The following is a 17633-nucleotide window of genomic DNA, read 5'->3' on the forward strand; positions in this document are numbered from 1 at the left end:
GCAGACGACTTGACCTTTATCGAGAGAGAAGCGTCGATCAGTCAGGTCATTGTCCGGGGCCGCCATCAGGCACAACATGACCGGCCCCCACCCGGACGGTGACCCCTGCCCAAACCCCCGACGGAAGGTCACCCGCCATGTCTGACCGCAGCCGAACCCGCTCGTCTCACCGCGCCTTCCTCCCCCGTGACGTCACCGACCCCCTGCTGTGGCGGCTGGCCGTGGACGTCCTCACCGCCCACCAACCCGGACCCGGCAACCGGTGCGCCAACCTGCAGTGCGCCGACCAGAGCGGGCCGTGTTCGGCCGCCAGGCAGGCACAACGGGCGATGCGCGCCGCCCGAGCCACACCACCGCCACAGCCGGCACCCGCCCGTGAGCCCACATCACAACGGCCGGCCCGCGACTCCGTCGGATTCGTCGGCTGGTTCGCCAACGGTCTCGCCGCCGCTGCCACGCAGTTACTGCCGCGGGTTCCGCAGCGGCTGCCCCGCCGCGTTCCCGGCGCGACCCTGACCGCCGCCTACGCCGCGTAGCCGCAGCCCAGACGCAACGACCGACGCTGCCCGGCCCGGACCAAGAGACCTCACGACCTTCGACCGCGTGGCCCATTTACGGCCGCGCGGTCGTCGCCGTACCCGAACACACCACCACGACGAGGAGACACGACCCGTGGGAACCATTTGCTACGTCAGCGCCATCGACCCCGCCCACCCGAGCACCGTCCACGCCCGCTACGTCCACTTCGACGGCTACCCCTCGGCGCTCATCGCGCACCTGCGCGGCATCTGGGCCACCACCGCCCGCCACGACACTCAAGCCCTCATCGACGCGGTCCTCGCCCACGACTGGTCCTATCTCGGATCCGACGTCACCCCGGACACCCGGTCGTTCCCCCACCAGCACCCCGTCAGGGGTGTCGGCGTGACGTTCGACGACACCGAGCCGGAGCCCGCCACCGTCTTCCCGCTCAGCCGCGCGGTCGACCTCGACGCCTCGTGGATCTACGTGATCAGCCCGGCCGACGACACCGTCACCGTGCACACCGGCGACGGCGATCCGGTCGGTGTCCACAGCCTCGGCTAGCCGGCACCCAGGAGGACCAGTCATGCCCGGCCACGCCTCTCCCCTCGTCCAGCGCCACTCCACGCCCTACCTCGCTGCCTACCTCACCTATCCCCTCGGCCGCTGGGGGCCGGCGTGAAGCTCCGATCTCTGGTGTCAGTCGCGGTGGCGCTCGTCGCCGTGTTCATCCTCTGCGCTGGTGGGCTCGGCGGGTTCCTCGCCGGCGGCTCGGCCACCGCCGGATGTGTCCCTATGCTCACCACTCCCGGGTCCACGTCAGACAGCGCGGCGTCGCCACCCGGGCCGCCGATCCTGTGGCCGGCGATCGGTGACTGGGACAGCGACCAGGTCGGCAACGCCGCCGCGATCGTCACCACCGGCGCTCGCCTTGGGCTACCAGCGCGCGGCTGGGTGATCGCGGTCGCCACCGCCATGCAGGAGAGCAGCCTGCGGAACCTGGCCGGCGGCGACCGGGACTCGGTCGGGTTGTTCCAGCAGCGCCCCAGCCAAGGGTGGGGCAACCCCGCTCAGCTTCAGGACCCCGTCTACGCGTCGGAGAAGTTCTTCGACGAGCTGGCCAGGATCCGCGGCTGGAAGGCGATGCCGCTCACCGAGGCCGCCCAGGCCGTGCAGGTCAGTGCCTTTCCCGACGCCTACGCGAAATGGGAGGGGCCGGCCACCCAGCTGGTCACCGCGATCGCCGACACCACGGGCCTTCCCACCGACGGTTTGGCCGGGTGCGGGGCCACCGGCCCGTGGACGCAGCCGGTCCTCGCCCCTGTCGGGTCGGGCTTTCGTAGCTCGGACCGGCCCGGTCACGACGGCGTCGACCTCAGCGCCCCGCGCGGCACCATCATCCGCGCCGCGTCGGCCGGGACCGTCCGCACCGTCCGCTGCAACGCCGTCCACGCCGACACCGGCGCCGGTTGGGGCTGCGACCGCGACGGCGACCCCGCTCGCACGCGCGGGTGCGGCTGGTACGTCGACATCGACCACGCCGGCGGCCTACTCACCCGCTACTGCCACATGGACCAACCCCCGACGGTGACGGTCGGGCAGCCGGTCGCCGCCGGCCAGCCCATCGGCGTCGTCGGCTCCACCGGCCACAGCTCCGGCCCGCACCTGCACTACGAGGTGCACCACAACGGCGATGCCAGCCCGAACGGCGCGATCGATCCAGTGCCCTTCATGGCGGCTCAGAACGCCTCGCTCGGCACAAGGCCCTAGAGGCGATGCCGGCGGATCCATGGCGCCCAAGCTCGGCTGCCCGTCGCGCCCGGGGCGACCGCCGCAACCCCTATCCGCACATTCCTGAGGAGGAAAGGCACGTGAGCACACCCACGCTGATCGGCGTTGCCGCGTCTCGCGGCAGCTACACCGCCCGCTTGATCCAGTTCGGCGAGGATCCGGAGGTTCTGGTGCCACTGCTGCGCCGGATCTGGACCGACACGTTCGGCCGTGAAACCGACGCCATGGCCGCCGCGCTGCTGGCCAGCGACTGGTGGTCCCTCGCTGTCAACCCCAAGCCTCGGCGATGGCACCGGCAGCCGCCCGTACCAGGCCTGGGCTACCCCGCCGACAACGACACCATCCGGCGGGGCGCGCTGCGCGAGGACGTCGGCGGGGCCCTCGAGTGGCTATACCTGCTGCACCTCGACCAGCGGCGGCTGATGGCCTACGAGGCGACGGTCCACGGACGCTGGCTGCGGCACAGCGCCCACCAGCTCGACCCCGTCGAGGAACTGTTCATCACCGAACCCGCCAACGACGGCAGCGACGGCCCGGAGATGACGGTGTGCACCGTCTGCGGCGCGGTCGACGAGATCGACCACGTCGAGGTGCCGTCCATGGCCGGCTACGGCTACGACACCACCACCAGCTGCACTCGCTGCGGCTCCTCGGTGGCCACCGACCCGATGTTCGGCGACCACGTCACCCGCAAGCCCTGGCCCCCGAACGCCCCCACCACGGGCGACGCGACGGGCGGAACCCGATGAACACCGACCGCATGTTGTCCACGGCCGCCGATGACGGCGGTCCTACTACCGGCCCCAACGACCGATCGGAGATCACCATGGCCAGCTACGAGACCGGCCAGCGCATCGCCCTGGTCCATACCAACGACCCGCACACCCTGCTGCGCCCCGGAGACACCGGCACCGTCCGCCGCCACGACCACAGACAGAACATCGTCGAGGTCACCTGGGACAGCGGCTCCACGCTGTCGATGTGCCTCGACGCCGGCGACCGCATCGCACCGACCACCACCCCGTCGCCCACCGACGATCCGGTCGCCGAGGCCACCGGATGGGCCACCGCGCTGCAGCGGATGCGCGCCGCCGGCACCGAGGCCGGCCACACCGCCGCCGAATGGTGGGCGCAGAACACCATCGGCGCCCGCGCCGGCGGCGACACCCGCCTGGCCGCGCGCCGGATCCTGGCCGGCGTCGACGACGACGATCCCGCCGTCCTCGACGCCCTGCCCCACTTCACCTCGGCGGGAGAGTCGGTCGACATCGCCGGGTGGGAGCTGTTCGCCGAGGCAACCGGCGACACCACGGGCTGGTTTGGGCTGCGCATCCCGCAGCGCGACGAGGCGATGGCCGTCTACCGCGACGCCTACGACAACGCCGTCACCGACCGCGTGGTCGACCTGTGTCGCCTCGCGGCTAGCCCCACCGGCCGCGACGTGTCCCATCTGCACCCCGACCGGGTCCGTATCGGCGACGTCGGTGTGTTCTGCGGCGACTGGGCGCGCAGCAGCGGCCCCGACGGCGACGACCGGATCGCGGTCGGGTTCGTCGGCACTCTGATCGACCACTGGAACGGATGGGCGGTGTTCTCCTGCACCCACGCCGTGGCGGAGGCGATCGTCGCCGACCAGCAGCGCCACCGCGACCAGTACCGCGACAGCCTCCGGGAGGAGGCCGTGCCGGCCGACGACCTGGACCGGCGGGTCGACGCCGCGCTGGCCGACCTGTCCTTCGACGGCGACATCATCGTCGCCGACCAGCGCACCCTGTCCGACGACCCGGAAGCCATCGACCACATCACCCCGGACGGCGACGGCCGGTACGTGGTGATGGGCCGCAGCTGGTGCTGGGAGGCCGTCGACCCGTACGCCTGCGACCGGATCGTCGGCGACCTGCCCGACCCCGATCAGGCATAGGCCGGCACCGCCAACCAGACCCCGCCGCGCTTGCCGAGGCTGAGCCGAACTCGGCGGCGGCATCCGACACACCCCACGACAGGTAAGACCACCAGGAAGGAAACAAGTGACCATCCGTACCCAAGAGGAGATCGTCACCCGGATCTGGGCTCTGCGAGCCGACCGCGGGGACATCTTCGGCTTCCGCGAGGAGGTGCTCGTGGAGGCACTCGACCTCGACCACGCCCGCCAGGTCATCGCCCCCCGACACCCAGGCAAGTGGACCCAGCGGGTCGACCAGGAGACCTACGCCCGGGACTACCTGCGATTCGCCGTCGGGAAGATCCTCGACCACCGCGGCAACTCGGCGAGCCGGTCGGTGGACAAGCTCGGCGAACTCGCCTGGCTCCTCGGCCGTGACGACATCGTGGCGGCGATGGACCACGCCGGCTACCCGATGTACGGGGCGCCCACGGTTCAGGCATTCGCCCACGGGTTCGGCTGGCCGTTCCTCGACGACCTCGACGGCGATGACAGGCTGGCCCTGGCCCGGATGGCCGAGGGACAGCAGTGCGACCCGCAGGGCTGCGAACGGGGCTGCGCCGACTGACCACGACCGCGCCGCGCGCATCGCCTCCGGCCCTCACGGTGCACGCGTAGTCAGCCGGTGCTCCCGCGATCCCGCACCCGCCAACCCATTCGACTTGATGAATTGGACTGGCGGGGGTTCCATCGTCGGCGCCGACACCGCCCGCGCGGCCTCGACACCGACCAGCAACGCACCAGCGGCGACCCGACGTGTCGCCGTAACCCTTCAGCACCACCGGGGTGTGGTCGCCCACCTGCCCAGCCCGAAACGGGCCGGCAGGGGTTGGCCCCACCCGTCTCCGCTGTGCGGTACCCACCGCCCGCGCACCCGGAGACGGGTGCGCGGGCACGACCCTTGGAATCGAGGCAACCCCATGACCACACCACACCCGCAGGCCCCGCCGGCCGGTTCACCGCAGAACGACCCGCCCCCGGCCAGCGGCGCCGGCACTCCCGCCACCGAGGCGGGATCCGGCCGGTCCGGCTACCTCTACCGCAAGGTCGCCCTGCACTTGGCCAACCATCCCGACGCCATCCTCAAAGTCGGTGAGATCACCCGGGCGATCGGCGCGCCGTCCTCCGGGGCGGTGTTCGAGGCATTGAAGAAGATGGCCGCTGCTGGGCACGCCACCCACCACCGCGACCCGCACCACCGCTTCCAGATCACCCAGCCCGGCATCGACGCCGCCGGCACCCTCCCACCCGCCGCACCCCGCACCCGCTCCGGTGGTGGTGGTGGTGGCCGCCAGTCCCGGCCCGCGCCGGTACCGCGCCCGAACGGGACGCTGTACCACCCGCGGCGGCTCGGCAGGGGCTGGGACGTCGAGGAACTGCGACGGCTACGCGCCCAGCAAGTACCGGTGCTGCTGTACGGGCCGCCCGGCACCGGCAAGACCGCCATGGTCGAGGCCGCGTTCCCCGACCTGCTCACCGTCGCCGGCACCGGCGACACCGTCGTCGACGACTTCCTCGGCTCCTACAACCCGATCCCCGGCGGCGGCTACGAATTCGTACACGGACCCCTCGTCACCGCCATGCGTGACGGGCGGGTGCTGCTGGTCGACGACGCCACCCTCATCCCGCCCCGCGTCCTGGCCGTGCTGTACCCGGCCATGGACGGCCGCGGTGTCATCACCATCCCCGCCAACAGCAACGAGACCGTGCAGGCCGTCGACGGGTTCTACATCGTCGCTGGCCACAACCCGGGCGTGCACGGCGCGGTCCTCACCGAAGCCCTGGCCTCCCGGTTCACCGTCCACCTACACGTCACCACCGACTGGGACCTCGCCCGCCAACTCGGCGTCCCCAAGCAGGTCGTCAACGCGGCGATCGACCTCAACGCCGACCTCGCCGCGGGCAAGACCGTGTGGGCGCCGCAGCTTCGCGAACTGCTCGGCTTCGTCACAGTCCGCGACCACCTGGGCATGACCGCCGCCCTGGCCAACCTGGCCGGCATCGCCCCCGACGACGCCCGCGACGACGTCACCGCCGCCCTGTCCCGGCACACCGGCGCACCCATCACCGCGTTCGCCCTCGGCAAGCGCTAACCACCGTCCACCCCATTCTGGAAGGAGCCACTCCGTGTCACACCCCCACACCCACCTGCGCACCGGCACACCACCGGCAACGGCCGGCGACGCCGACTGGCGGGCCTGGTCGACAGCGTGGACCCAGCACGTCCCGCTGCTGACCAGCCGCACCGACCTCACCGTCCTCGTCGCCCCCGGCGCCGCCGGAGGCGCCCCCGAATGCTTCTACCCCGACCTCAACCGCATCGAGGTCGACGCCACCTACATCGCCGAGCGCCCCGACATCACCGACCCGGCCAAGGCCCGCCACAAGCGCCTCGTGCCCACCGGCTACGGGCTGCTCGTACACGGCGCCGCGCACGCCGCGCACAGCCACTGGACCACCCCGCCCGGCACCCCGCCGATCCTCGCCCACGTCGCCGACATGCTGGAGGAGTCCCGGGCCGAAGGACGCCACCGCGGTCGCCGCCGCGGCGACCGCCGCTGGCTGCGCCACGTCGTGACAACCCTCATCGCACCCGACGACGCGGCCGTCGACGACCCGTGGCACGCCGGGCAACTCGCCGCCCTGCTCCTCGCCCGCGTCGACGCCCGCATCGTCACCAGCAAAGACGTCCGCCCGGTCCGGGCCGCGGTCACCGGCGTCCTCGGACGCAAACGCCTGCGGCAGCTCCGTGACATCTGGCGCGAGGCCCACACCTGCGACGACACCGACGCCGACACCATGATCGCCCTGGCCCGGCGGTGGTGCCAGGCCCTCGGCATCGACCCCGACCAGCAGTACGACACCCCCGTACCGGACGCCGGCCTGTTCCCCGGCCGCCTCGCCGCTGCCCTCGTCGACTACCTCGCCGTCGCAGCCGGTGTCACCCCGGCCGACTACGCCGCATCAATGCTGGCCCGCCGGCACAGCCCACCCTCGGAGTGGGACCGCCGGGACCCGACCGAGCAGGAACACCGCGCGGCCCGCGACCTCGCCCACCGGCTGCGGCAGGCCCGCACCAGCCACCCCGAACCCGGCCGGCGGCCCTCCGCGATCCCACCCGGCCGGCTGCGCACCCGCCACGCCATCACCGCCGACGCACAAACCGCCGCCGGGCAACTGCCAACGGCCGCCCCGTGGCAGCAACGCGCCCACCTACCACCCGAGAAACCCCGTCTGCACCTGGCGATCCTGGTCGACCTGTCCGGATCGATGGACCGCTACACCGAGGCGATGTCCTCCGCGGCATGGATCTTCGCCCACGCCGCCCGCCGCGCCGACGCGACGACCACCACCATCGGTTTCGGCGACCGCACCACCATCCTGGTACCCCCACGCACCTACCCGAAGCAGGTGCTGCACATGCGCACCGACTTCGCCACCGCCACCTTCCCCGAAGCGGTCAAGGTCGCCGACCGCCTCCTCGACCTGCGCCACGGCCGCACCCTACGGATGCTCGCCGTCGTCTCCGACGGCTACCTCGACGACATCCCCGCCGGACAACGCCTCGTCACCACCCTGCACCGCGCCGGCTGCGCCGTGCTGTGGCTACACCCCGCCGACCCACCCACCGCGGGCGAGCCAACCGACCCGGACCAGAACTGGGGAAACACCTTCACGCACACCACCACCCTGACCGTCACCGACCCGGTCGAAGCCATCACCGCGATCGCCGACGCCGCCGTCACCGCGCTCGCCCAGGCCTAACCCCGGCCAAACCGGATTCGTCCGGGCGGCAAACCAGTCCCACCCCGCGCGCGGCGCTGCAACGAGCTACGGCCGGGCAGCGCCGCGCGGGGCGTCTCACGAAGCACCCTCAGCCCCTGGGATCGCGCGGCCCGCCGCCGGCTCCCCGCCACCCGGTCCGCGACTTGACCATCCGCCGTCATCGAAGCGTGCATGCATCGCGTCCCCGACAGGCCCTAACCGACCGGGCGCGGACGCGGCACGGCGATGCCCATCACAAGGAGTTCACCCCATGCGCTACAGCACCGACAGCGAACACCCCTTCGACACCGACAACCGCGCCTGGCGACGCCTCGGCGACATCGCCAGCGAACACTTCGACGTCATCACCTGGAACAGAGACCCGGCCGGCCGGTCATGCTCACCCTGGTCGACCTGCACACCGGGGACACGATCACCCTCGCGATCCTCGACTCACTCGAGATCCGCGACCCGTACACGCTGCTCGCCGTCCACACCGGCGGCGAACTCGCCGCGCACGGCCCCACCGGCGGCGCCACCGCGGCCGACTCCCACGCGGCGACGCTCGCGCTCGACAGCACCACCCTCGCCGCGACCAGGCCCACACCACTGCACGACCCCGCCGCCACGGCCCTGCCCACCACCTGCTGGGTCGACCTGCCCACCGACCTCGCCGCGGCCCTACGACCCGCACTCGACGACGCCCGCACCGCCGTCCTCGTACTGCTCGACCGCACCGGTGGCCGGCTCGCCGCCGTCGGCCCGTTCCCCACCCACGCCACGGCGCTCGGCTACCAACCGCACCGCTACGACGGGCCCGGCCCCGACGGCCGGCACATCACCGGCACCGTCTGGCTCCACCCCGACCACGGGCCATGGCTGCGGGAACTGGCCAACCACGCCCAGCCGGTGTGGTGCACCAACTGGAACCACCTCGCCGCCGAATGGATCGCGCCACGGCTGGGACTACCGGCCACCTGGCAGCACGTCCCCGTCCACGCGGGCGGTATCCGCTTCGGCCACCAGAGCAAACTCAGCCCCCTCTACGCCTGGACCGCGCGGCGGCCACTCGCCGTCCTCGACGACGAGTTCGGCGGCAAGGACCCCTTCGCCGCCGACCAGCGCACCGCCGACGGCGCGCCCACCCTGCTCCGCCCGGTCAACCCGTACCACGGGCTACGCCGCGCCGACATCGACGCGGTGCTGACCTGGCTGAGGCAGCTCTGACAACGACACCGGCGCCCGCCCGGCGCCAGACCATCCCGTTCACCCGGACTCGCGGTGCCCACATCCATGGATGCGGGCACCGCGCCGTAACGACAAGGAGTTGACGATGGACAGCATGTCGCAGCCCGCTGACGAACCGGCCACCGGTCGTCCAGTCCGGCTCAATGTCGGCGACCCGGACCTGCGCAAAACCCGCCTGCTCGCCCGCGAGTGCGCCACCTGCATCTTCAAACCCGGCAACCCAATGCACCTCGACCCCGGCCGGCTCAAGCAGATGGTGACCGCGGCGCGCGGCGACGCCGGCTACATCATCTGCCACTCGACCCTGCCGTACGCCGGCAGCCCGGTCCCGCCCGCGGTCTGCCGCGGATTCGCCGACCGCTACCGCACCTGGCAACTCCAGGTCATGGAACGACTCTGGGGCTTCGTCGAAGTCGAACCACCCGACCCGGACCCCACCCGTACTCCCGAGTGACCAGGGGACACCCACCATGCCGAACATCGACGACGTCCTCCGACGCCAAGAACAGATCATCGACACCATCGGCTGGGCCGTCACGCACGTCCTGCCCACCGACGACGACCCCGACACCACCACCCCGTTCGCCTACACCGTCGGACTCACCGCCCACCACTACCCCGAACTGCTCACCGCCGGGCTACCCTCCGAGGTCGCCCACTGCCTGCTCAACGACCTCGCCCGCCGGATCTACGACAGGGCCGAACGGTTCACCCACGGCCAGCGCGTCAGCAACCTCATCGCCGGATACGACGCGATCATCATCGACGGGCCACCCACCGACGACCTGCTGCCCGGGATGGCGATCGCCCGCTACGGCCGTCACCAGATCCGCCTCCAGCAGCTCGTCTGGCCCGACCAGCAGGGACGGTTCCCCTGGGACAGCGGGTACAGCCTCGAACCGCAGACACAGCCACTGATCGCCCAGATGTAGCGACAACGCGGCACCGCCCGGGATCCGGACGCCCCGAGGCGCCGGATCCCAGGCACGGCCGAACCGCTGGCCCACGAAGGTGTCAGCAGCAGCGAGGGCATCTGTCGGCGTACAGATCGGAGTACGTAGGTAGGTACGCCGTTAGGCACAAAGATCCACATGACGACGGATCCCAGGATGGTCGACCCGAGTTCCCCTCGCCACTCAGGCGGAGCTACTCCGTCCGGCTACTCGGCTACCCCATCGCAGACGCATGCGCGCCCGGAACGCGGCAGATGAGTGCGGCGGGCTCCATTCCTCGGTCCAGTCGACGACGTCGAAGGTGCCGCTGTTTCTCAATCGGATGCGAATCGCGAGCAGCGATCTCGTGCGGCGGGCAAGGCTGCCGTCGACTTCGTGGCAAGGACGGCCTCTGGAGCAGGTGGTGAACGGAGGGGGTCAATGGCGACCTTGGTCGAAACGAGCGGTGAATCGTGCGGTGAACAGGTCGGCGCCTTTGCGCTGGTGGACTGTCTCCGCGGTTGCTGCGGCGGGGCCGTCGGCGGTGGGGAGCTGACCGACGCCCGCGTGGGTTCCGAGTGGCAGCAGAATCCGTCGGTCGGACGTCGGTGTGTGGATGGCTTCGGGTGTCTCGCCGGCGAGTTGCGCTTTGATGTTGGCGGCCACGATGACGGCATGCTCCATGGCGTAGGAGGCCATTTTCGGATCGGGGAGCTCGGTTATGTCGCCGATGGCGTAGACGTGGTCGTAGCCTCGGACGTTCAGGTGGTCGGTTACCGGGATTGTTCCGAGGTCGGTCAGCGGGGTCAGGCGTCCGTCGGCCAGGTAGTTGGTGTTGATCTGGACACCGAACGCGCGGAACCAGATGTCGGCGACGATCTCCTCGCCGTTGTTGGTGGTGACCGTGAAACGGGCAGTCTTGCCGGCCGGGACCGGCGGCAGTGCGGTCAAGCTGGTACCGAGCCGCAGATCGATACCGCGTTCGTTGAGCTGGTGGTGCAGGCTGTTCCGCACCTCGGGCAGGAATCCGGGAAGTAGCTCGGTGGCCCGGTCGACGATGATCACGTTCTTGTCCGGCCAGATGTCCTTTATCTCGCCGGCGAGTTCCAGGCCGACCGGGCCCGCGCCGAGAATCAGCGTGCGGGCGGCGCCGGACAGCTCCTTGTGAGTCTCGCGGAGGTCGTCCAGCTGCCGGGCGATCTCAGTTGCTTCCGGGTGAGGTTTGGCCGGATACGAATACCCGGAACCGGTGGCCAGTACCAAATAGTCGCCTCGGATCCGCTCGCCGGACGCAAGCGTCACGCCTTGGGGATCTACCGAGACCGCTCGATCGCGGATGACCAGTCCTCGGCTGAGCAGAGCGCCGTACGGGAAGAACGCGTTGTGCGCCCAGTCCGGGCGAGTCAGCGCCCGCAGCGAAGCGGCCGCGTTGACGAAACCTTCCCTCGGATCGATCAGGATGACGTTCGCGTCGGCATCGAGCTCCTTGGCCACCAAAGTCCCTCCGTAGCCTCCGCCGATGATCACGACAGTTCGTTCCATGCCTGCACCTCCTAGAGTTGACGTGACAACTGTAGCGCCTGGAGTTGTCACGTCAACTCCTTGAGCCGGTACGATCTCTGCCATGGCGGAACCTCGCACCCTGTCGCCGGAGCAGTGGGAGCTGTGGCACGCCTGGATGCAGGCACACCGCTTGCTCCAGCGCGAACTGGACCGGGATCTGCAACGCGACTACGGCATCTCCAAGGCCGAGTTCAGCGTGCTGGTGACCTTGCACGAGGCCCGCGACAGAGAGATGCGGGTCGGCGAGCTGGCCGAATCACTCGACTGGGAGAAGAGCCGCGTCGCACATCAGCTAACCCGGATGGAGAACCGCGACCTGGTGGACCGCACCGACCGCGAGTCCAGCGGCCGCCGCGCAGGCATTCGCCTTACCGCGAAAGGTCGCAGCGCGGCCCAGAATGCCATCGTGGGCCACGGATCCAACATTCGCCGCTATTTCTTCGAGGCCCTGAGCCCCGATCAGGCCGCGGCCATCCAGGCGTGGAGCCACCAGACAATCGACCGCATCGAAGCCCCAGACTCAAAGCTGACCAGCGGTGGATAAACACAGATGACCGAGCACGTGGATGCGCAGGATCTCACGTGCACGCGTGACAAGAATTATCGGCCGGACAACGCCCTCTTCTCGGCAGATGTGCGCGCTTGCCGTTGAATGGTCACCGCTGGAGGGTGCCCGGCTCAGCGCGTCTTGCTGTGGGTCGTGCTGAGCCTCGCGCAGGCCAGCACCGTCAGGGCGGCTCCGAGCAGCAGCGCCGCGACCGCGACGGCGGTCTCGACGTCGGGCCCGGTCTCGGCGGCCACGGACACACTGACGCCCGTCTGGTAGAAGGCGTCGCTGCCGCGCGGCTCCGGCCGGCTCCGCCAGGCATCGTCCACCGCGAGCCAGGCCGCCGTGGCCAGCAGCGTGGCACCTAATGCGGCGATCGGGGCGGTGCCATGGCGCCGGACCGCGCGGCTCACGACCCAGGCATACCCCCCGAGCACGAGCAACGCCGCCACGGCCACATTGGTGAACGAGCCGAGCAGGGCGGTCAGCCCCGACGGGAGGAGGGCGACGAATACCAGGGTGACCAGCGTGAGCACGCCCACGGCCGGCGCGGCCTGGCCGATCCGGCGCAGCTGATCCCGCGGCAACCGCCCGATAGCGACGCCGAGGCAGACGCAGGCCAGGATCAGACAGCTTGCCACGGCTAGCTGTCGCAGGAACTGCGTCCGCTGCCGTACCGGGTCGGTCACCAGCGCGATCAGCTCGCTCGCGCTCGGTGGGGCGTCGCCGAATGACGAGGCCGCCCATCCCCACATCTCCACGACGCCCCCGAGGGTGAGTAGGAGCAGGCCACCCTGCAGCAGCAGACGTGTCGACCGGGGCACGGCGGGACCGGTCACCGCGGGGTGGACGGCGAGGACGCCCAGCACGACGACGCCGCCGGCCCCGGTCGCCCAGGGTGATCCGAACAGCGCGCCCACGACGGCGAGCAGCGCGGCCCCGAGGAGCAGCAGAAGCTGCTTCGCTGAAGGCATCCGCACAGGGTATACAGGCGGATCCCAGACTCGGCGCCTGCAGCTGGGACCAAGTCGATCTTCCGGAATACCGGCCCTAGCGGTAGCTGGTCGAGTGCACTCAACTCGGCAGAAGCGGATGCCGCGTGGAGATATCGACTGGGTGCCCGTCACGCAAACGTCATCGACCGGGCATACCGGCCAGTCGCACAACCGCCAGGGCAGCCGACCATCAAAAGGCGCCTGCCCAATGCTGCCGTGTACATCAAGCCGTCCCTGTCTGTGCGCTTACCTCGTTTCGGCCATCCCTCATGGAGAGCGACATCCTGCACCGGTCTCGCTTTCACAGTCTTAGCCCACCTGCGGGCTCTCGAGTAACAAGTGCGGCTCTTTCCTCGTTTGTCGGGCGGCCGTGGTGCCTGTTGACGTCACTCACTGTGGCTCGAGCGTCGGGCGAGGTCGGGCTGGCTTCGGGTCCGTCGCCTGGCGATCCCCGGTCGGCGGGGGTAGTCCGGCGGCAGGTATCGGTAGACCGATCGCACTGACTTGCCGATTCTCTCGGCGAGCAGTTCAGGGTCCAGGTTCGGCTCCTTACGCAGCCAGTAGGCCACTGCCTGCGCGGTTCCCCGGGGCACTTCCGCGTCGTCGTTGGCGTCGTCGGCGGCATTCTGATCGCCGTCGTCCCTCTCCTCGTCGGCGTCCGCGCCGAGGATGTCCATGTCGTCCACGGTCCTGTCTGTCGGTCCCGCGTCGGCCGAGTCGTCCGGGGACTGAGCTTCAGGCGTGCCAGCGTCGCGGCTCTCGGCACTCTGCTGGTGGCCACTCGGGGCCGACATAAAGTTCTCCTCTGGCTCTGGTTTCGGCTCCTGCCGATCATCGCGAGGCGTGTCCGCCACCGACGCGGTGGGCGCTTGTGGCGCGGAGGGGGCCGGCTCAGGCGCTGGTGGTGCGTCGGCGAGAGGCTCTAGCCTGAACCAGCGACGACGGCGGCGGCGGCGGAAACTGTGAGCCGTCATGATCCGCTCCGGGGCAAGGTCAGCGGCCAGGAGCGTGGTCAGCCCGTTGTAGTCGGCGGTTGCCGCGAGGCGTGCAGCGATCTCGTCCAGGTCGTACACGCGCACGGCGATGTCGGCGGTGGTGGGATCCACCGCCGCTCTGATCTTGCGATGAAGGACCTTGGCGATGGCGGCGTCGCGGCGTCGGCGGGCGATCGCGGTGCGGGCTGCGGCGAGAGACTCGTACAGGTCGAGGCCGTCGGCCTTGGCGATGGACCGCGCCTGAGAAGTGACGACGGGGTGGCAGATCCAATGCCCGAAAACCTCGTAGGCCGGTGGTGTGGGCGGCAGGCCTCCGGTGACGCGCAGCCGGTCGCGGCGCTGGTTGCCGGCGTGCATCAGCCAGACGAGGTATCCGAGGGCGGACATGCCCGCGTAGAAGCCGCCGGCTAGGTGGTCGGGGTGGGCCGCCCAGTTGAAGGTGACGGCTCCGGCGGCGATCGCGGCGGACAGCAGGCGTGATCCGATTGCCCGCTCGCCGAGGCGGCGTCGCACGTCGGCGTTGGTCATCACGACGACGCCGCCGAGTTCGAGCGCCGCGACGGCGGGGACCGCGACGAACATCGGGATGCCGAGTGTTTGGACGGCGCCGGTGACTTGTCCAACGAGGGCGACCAGCAGGACCAGGACGTAGAACACCTGGCGTATCCAGGCGGCCTGCCGGACTGCTGTGGCCAGGTCGGCGTCCACCGCGTCGAGGGTCGTCGGGGAGGAGGCTTGTCGGTGCGCCGATCCGGCGTGAGGGCTGCAGGCGGGCCCAGGGTGGCCGGTGAGTACGGCTGCTCGCAGGGGCCACGCGGTGCCGTTGCGGTCGCCGCCTGTCGCCTGCGGGGCGTCGCCGCTGCGGTTGGGCTGATCGTGGAGGCTGCCACGACGTGTGTCGGGTGCCGCCGAAGGATCCGGCGTCATGGGTGAAGTCCGTTGTTGTGAACGCCGGGCTTCCCGGTTGGCTTCTGCCGGCGCAGGTCGGCGATGAGCCGGTCGGCGAGTCTGAGGGTGTCTTCGCTGGGTTCGGCGTCGATCTCGTCGAGGCGGAGGGTGAGGGCCCGGCGTAGGGAGCGGACCTGCTCGAGGTCTCCGAGTGCGGCGTGGGCGCGCATCGCTTGCTGGTAGGAGGCTTCGGCGTACGGGTCGTGGCGCATCGCGGCTTCCAGGACGGCCAGGGCTTGTGTCGGGTCGGTGGTCGCGGCGGCGAGGGCGAGGTGGGCGTCGAGGGCTTGGCGGCGGATGCCCTCGCGGTATGCCTCGATCCATTCGTAGTCAAAGCCGTCGGCGAGTGTGCCGTCGTAGGCGTCGACGGCGCGCTGCAGTGCGGCGGTGCGGTCGGCGTCGGTGGTGGCGAGGGCAGCGTCGCGCATTGCGGCGCGCATGCGCCACAGGTCGGTGTCGAGGGCGTTGCGGTTGAGGGCGTAGCGGCGCGACGGGTGAGTGAGGTAGGTGGCGGGTCCTCCGGTGAGGACGAGGGTTTTGCGTAGTGCGGATACGTAGGTGTGCAGGCGGTGCGGTGCCTTCGAGGCGGGGGCGTCGGGCAGCAGGTCGTCGAGGATGTTGTCCTGTGCGGCGTCGCCGTCCTGAACGACGAGGTAGACCAGCAGTTCGAGGGCTTTCGCGCGCAGCGGCGTGGTCGTGTCCATGTCCACGATGCGGGCCCCGCCGAGCACTCGAACGTCGACGCGTCCGCCGGTACAGGGAGACTGGTCGTCGCCCGCCGGGTGCGGTTGATTCCCGGCGTGATCGCGGCGCTCGTGCGCGTGTGCGGCGGCGGAATTCTCGGGTGTGAGGTTCGGCTCGTGGGCGGCGATGACCAGCCTGTCGGGGTCGCCGATGTCGGTGTGATCGGGCAAGCCGGTGATGACACCGCTGGCTGCGGCCGGTCGTGGTCCCTGACCGATGACAGGGGGCGGCGGTGCGGTCGATGCCGGTGCACGGCGCTGGCTGGGCTGCACTTCGACGGGAATGTCGGCTCTCTGGGGCGGGGTAAGGGCGTTGAGGCGACCGGCGTTGGCGGGGCGCGGGCCGGGCCGCGGGGCAGCCTTTTTGTCGCTCGGGGGTGTCGCACTGCTGTTCAGGTCGAGGTGCCTGACGGTTGCGGGTAGTTGTGTGCGCTGCGCGGGTGCTGGCGGTTGAGGCTCGCCGGTATGGGACTCAGCGAGGAGCCGCAGCAGTTCGGCGGTCTCGCTGCGGTTGATGACGCTCAGGCGGCCAACGGCGGAGGGACAGCTGTGCTGTTTCGCGTCGTGCTTAATGATGCTAGTGGAGCCGTCTTCGGCGACGAGGATGGTGTCGCCATCGGGCCAGGCGCCGAGCATTACGCCGTGGATGTCGAGTCGGTGCCCTTGCGTGAGCAGCGCGGCGATGCGGGTGCGCTCATGAGCAGCGGTGGGGACGGCGATCAGCACCGTCGGCGGCACGGGCTCGGCGATTGGGTCCCGGTCGCGCAGGTCGGCGATCGTGTCGACCTCGTAGTCGACGCACATGCGTGCGCGGTGCAGCGTCTGCTCCTCGATCAGCGTCAGAGCGTCGCTGAGTCCGCTGGTGATGGTCATCCGCGGGGTGTCCGCCAGTGTGGCTGTGGTGGTGCCTAACAGCGTGGCGAGGGTGTCCGAGGCGATGACAACGTGGTGGCGGCTATGGGGGTCATCCGGTCCGCCTGCGGCGAGGGCGGACACCAGCGCGCCTCGGGCCGCTGCCTGGGCTCCGGGCCCGATCAGACCGAGTCCCGCAGACGGCCATACCTCGATCAGCGGGCGGGTCGGCGCGGGTATAGGCGGCTGCGACCCGTGCGCGGTGAGCTTGTAGGTGGCGTTGTCGGCCGCGTCTGCCGGGTCCGAGTCAGCGTCCACGACGGGTTCGTCGAGCGGAGGGTCGAGGTCGGGGCCGGGGTCAGGAGCCGTCGTCGCGCTCGGTGTGAGGGCCCGTAGGCCGCGACGGATCCGGGTGACCACCGCCGGCATCGCCTCGACGCTCGGGTCGTCGAGGCGTGGGCGCGCGGTGGGTTGCCGGGGGATGTAGCGGCGACGGCGGTGTGCCCAAACGAGGGCAACCGCAGCGAGGACTGCGGCGGCGAGTCCCATGTCGAGCCAGCTACCCGTACCGAGCGACACACCCGGCTGAGGGCGCGGCGTTGGGGCGGTTCGGTCGTCGGCGGTGCGAGTGGTGGGCGTGGCAGCCGGTCCCGACGCCGAAGCATGGTCGGCTGGCGCGGACGTGGGCGCTGGGGCGGACTCCACGAGGCCGTCGTCGGTGTCCGTTCCGGTCGGGCTGCTGGACGGTCCTGACGGAGCTGATGTCGTCGGCGTTGGGGCGGGCGCCGGT

The 17633-nt window shown here is 70.6% G+C and carries 16 protein-coding genes; 12 read left to right on the forward strand and 4 right to left on the reverse strand.

Annotated elements, in window-relative coordinates; all coding sequences use genetic code 11:
* Positions 1–137 precede the first annotated feature (137 nt).
* The 11 genes from ACGFH8_RS31210 to ACGFH8_RS31260 all read left to right on the forward strand — a co-directional run bounded on the left by ACGFH8_RS31210 (position 138) and on the right by ACGFH8_RS31260 (position 10200).
* Entirely contained in the window at positions 138–536 is a 399-nt protein-coding gene (locus ACGFH8_RS31210; RefSeq protein ID WP_393374256.1) for a hypothetical protein, read from the forward strand.
* A 136-nt stretch (positions 537–672) separates the two neighbouring features.
* The gene (locus tag ACGFH8_RS31215; protein ID WP_393374258.1) at positions 673–1086 is read left to right on the forward strand and encodes a hypothetical protein; all 414 of its coding nucleotides are present in this window, start codon (positions 673–675) and stop codon (positions 1084–1086) included.
* Between the two features lie 114 nt (positions 1087–1200).
* Complete coding sequence (locus ACGFH8_RS31220) at positions 1201–2292, forward strand: M23 family metallopeptidase (RefSeq protein ID WP_393374261.1); 1092 nt, start codon at positions 1201–1203, stop codon at positions 2290–2292.
* A gap of 101 nt (positions 2293–2393) precedes the next feature.
* Positions 2394–3062: a hypothetical protein gene (locus tag ACGFH8_RS31225; RefSeq protein ID WP_393374263.1), complete on the forward strand. Its 669-nt coding sequence runs from the start codon at positions 2394–2396 to the stop codon at positions 3060–3062.
* Positions 3059–4234 (forward strand): DUF4314 domain-containing protein, encoded by a 1176-nt coding sequence (locus ACGFH8_RS31230; protein ID WP_393374265.1) that lies wholly within the window; start codon positions 3059–3061, stop codon positions 4232–4234. The genes ACGFH8_RS31225 and ACGFH8_RS31230 overlap by 4 nt, the downstream gene beginning before the upstream one ends.
* 106 nt (positions 4235–4340) lie before the next feature.
* Positions 4341–4823: a hypothetical protein gene (locus tag ACGFH8_RS31235; protein ID WP_393374267.1), complete on the forward strand. Its 483-nt coding sequence runs from the start codon at positions 4341–4343 to the stop codon at positions 4821–4823.
* A 352-nt stretch (positions 4824–5175) separates the two neighbouring features.
* Positions 5176–6348: an AAA family ATPase gene (locus ACGFH8_RS31240; RefSeq protein WP_393374269.1), complete on the forward strand. Its 1173-nt coding sequence runs from the start codon at positions 5176–5178 to the stop codon at positions 6346–6348.
* 34 nt (positions 6349–6382) lie between these two features.
* Positions 6383–8020, forward strand: coding sequence for a VWA domain-containing protein (locus ACGFH8_RS31245; RefSeq protein WP_393374272.1), 1638 nt, complete (start codon positions 6383–6385; stop codon positions 8018–8020).
* Positions 8021–8416: 396 nt separating this feature from the next.
* Positions 8417–9247 (forward strand): hypothetical protein, encoded by an 831-nt coding sequence (locus ACGFH8_RS31250; RefSeq protein WP_393374275.1) that lies wholly within the window; start codon positions 8417–8419, stop codon positions 9245–9247.
* A gap of 106 nt (positions 9248–9353) precedes the next feature.
* A complete protein-coding gene (locus ACGFH8_RS31255; protein ID WP_393374277.1) occupies positions 9354–9722 on the forward strand; it encodes a hypothetical protein in 369 nt (122 codons plus the stop codon).
* Between the two features lie 16 nt (positions 9723–9738).
* Entirely contained in the window at positions 9739–10200 is a 462-nt protein-coding gene (locus tag ACGFH8_RS31260) for a DUF4262 domain-containing protein (protein ID WP_393374280.1), read from the forward strand.
* Between the two features lie 438 nt (positions 10201–10638).
* Here ACGFH8_RS31260 and ACGFH8_RS31265 read toward each other — a convergent pair whose 3' ends face one another.
* The gene (locus ACGFH8_RS31265; protein WP_393374282.1) at positions 10639–11742 is read right to left on the reverse strand and encodes an NAD(P)/FAD-dependent oxidoreductase; all 1104 of its coding nucleotides are present in this window, start codon (positions 11740–11742) and stop codon (positions 10639–10641) included.
* 82 nt (positions 11743–11824) lie between these two features.
* Between ACGFH8_RS31265 and ACGFH8_RS31270 the strand changes: the two genes are divergently transcribed.
* Complete coding sequence (locus ACGFH8_RS31270; protein ID WP_110568000.1) at positions 11825–12307, forward strand: MarR family winged helix-turn-helix transcriptional regulator; 483 nt, start codon at positions 11825–11827, stop codon at positions 12305–12307.
* A gap of 134 nt (positions 12308–12441) precedes the next feature.
* Here the strand turns inward: ACGFH8_RS31270 and ACGFH8_RS31275 are convergent, their stop codons facing one another.
* The 3 genes from ACGFH8_RS31275 to ACGFH8_RS31285 all read right to left on the reverse strand — a co-directional run bounded on the left by ACGFH8_RS31275 (position 12442) and on the right by ACGFH8_RS31285 (position 17272).
* Positions 12442–13284 (reverse strand): hypothetical protein, encoded by an 843-nt coding sequence (locus tag ACGFH8_RS31275; protein WP_393374285.1) that lies wholly within the window; start codon positions 13282–13284, stop codon positions 12442–12444.
* 407 nt (positions 13285–13691) lie between these two features.
* On the reverse strand, positions 13692–15008 hold the full coding sequence (locus ACGFH8_RS31280; protein ID WP_393374287.1) for a hypothetical protein: 1317 nt from the start codon (positions 15006–15008) through the stop codon (positions 13692–13694).
* Positions 15009–15223: 215 nt separating this feature from the next.
* Positions 15224–17272, reverse strand: coding sequence for a BTAD domain-containing putative transcriptional regulator (locus ACGFH8_RS31285; protein ID WP_393374439.1), 2049 nt, complete (start codon positions 17270–17272; stop codon positions 15224–15226).
* Positions 17273–17633 lie beyond the last annotated feature (361 nt).

The organism is Micromonospora sp. NPDC049175, from assembly GCF_043197345.1.
Taxonomy (GTDB): domain Bacteria; phylum Actinomycetota; class Actinomycetes; order Mycobacteriales; family Micromonosporaceae; genus Micromonospora.

Excerpts from the sequence above, each read along its gene's own strand:
- ACGFH8_RS31210 (WP_393374256.1), top strand. The coding sequence starts at position 138 with ATGTCTGACCGCAGCCGAACCCGCTCGTCTCACCGCGCCTTCCTCCCC.
- ACGFH8_RS31230 (WP_393374265.1), top strand. The coding sequence starts at position 3,059 with ATGAACACCGACCGCATGTTGTCCACGGCCGCCGATGACGGCGGTCCT.
- ACGFH8_RS31240 (WP_393374269.1), top strand. The coding sequence starts at position 5,176 with ATGACCACACCACACCCGCAGGCCCCGCCGGCCGGTTCACCGCAGAAC.
- ACGFH8_RS31250 (WP_393374275.1), top strand. The coding sequence starts at position 8,417 with ATGCTCACCCTGGTCGACCTGCACACCGGGGACACGATCACCCTCGCG.
- ACGFH8_RS31255 (WP_393374277.1), top strand. The coding sequence starts at position 9,354 with ATGGACAGCATGTCGCAGCCCGCTGACGAACCGGCCACCGGTCGTCCA.
- ACGFH8_RS31260 (WP_393374280.1), top strand. The coding sequence starts at position 9,739 with ATGCCGAACATCGACGACGTCCTCCGACGCCAAGAACAGATCATCGAC.
- ACGFH8_RS31265 (WP_393374282.1), bottom strand. The coding sequence starts at position 11,742 with ATGGAACGAACTGTCGTGATCATCGGCGGAGGCTACGGAGGGACTTTG.
- ACGFH8_RS31270 (WP_110568000.1), top strand. The coding sequence starts at position 11,825 with ATGGCGGAACCTCGCACCCTGTCGCCGGAGCAGTGGGAGCTGTGGCAC.
- ACGFH8_RS31275 (WP_393374285.1), bottom strand. The coding sequence starts at position 13,284 with ATGCCTTCAGCGAAGCAGCTTCTGCTGCTCCTCGGGGCCGCGCTGCTC.
- ACGFH8_RS31285 (WP_393374439.1), bottom strand. The coding sequence starts at position 17,272 with ATGCCGGCGGTGGTCACCCGGATCCGTCGCGGCCTACGGGCCCTCACA.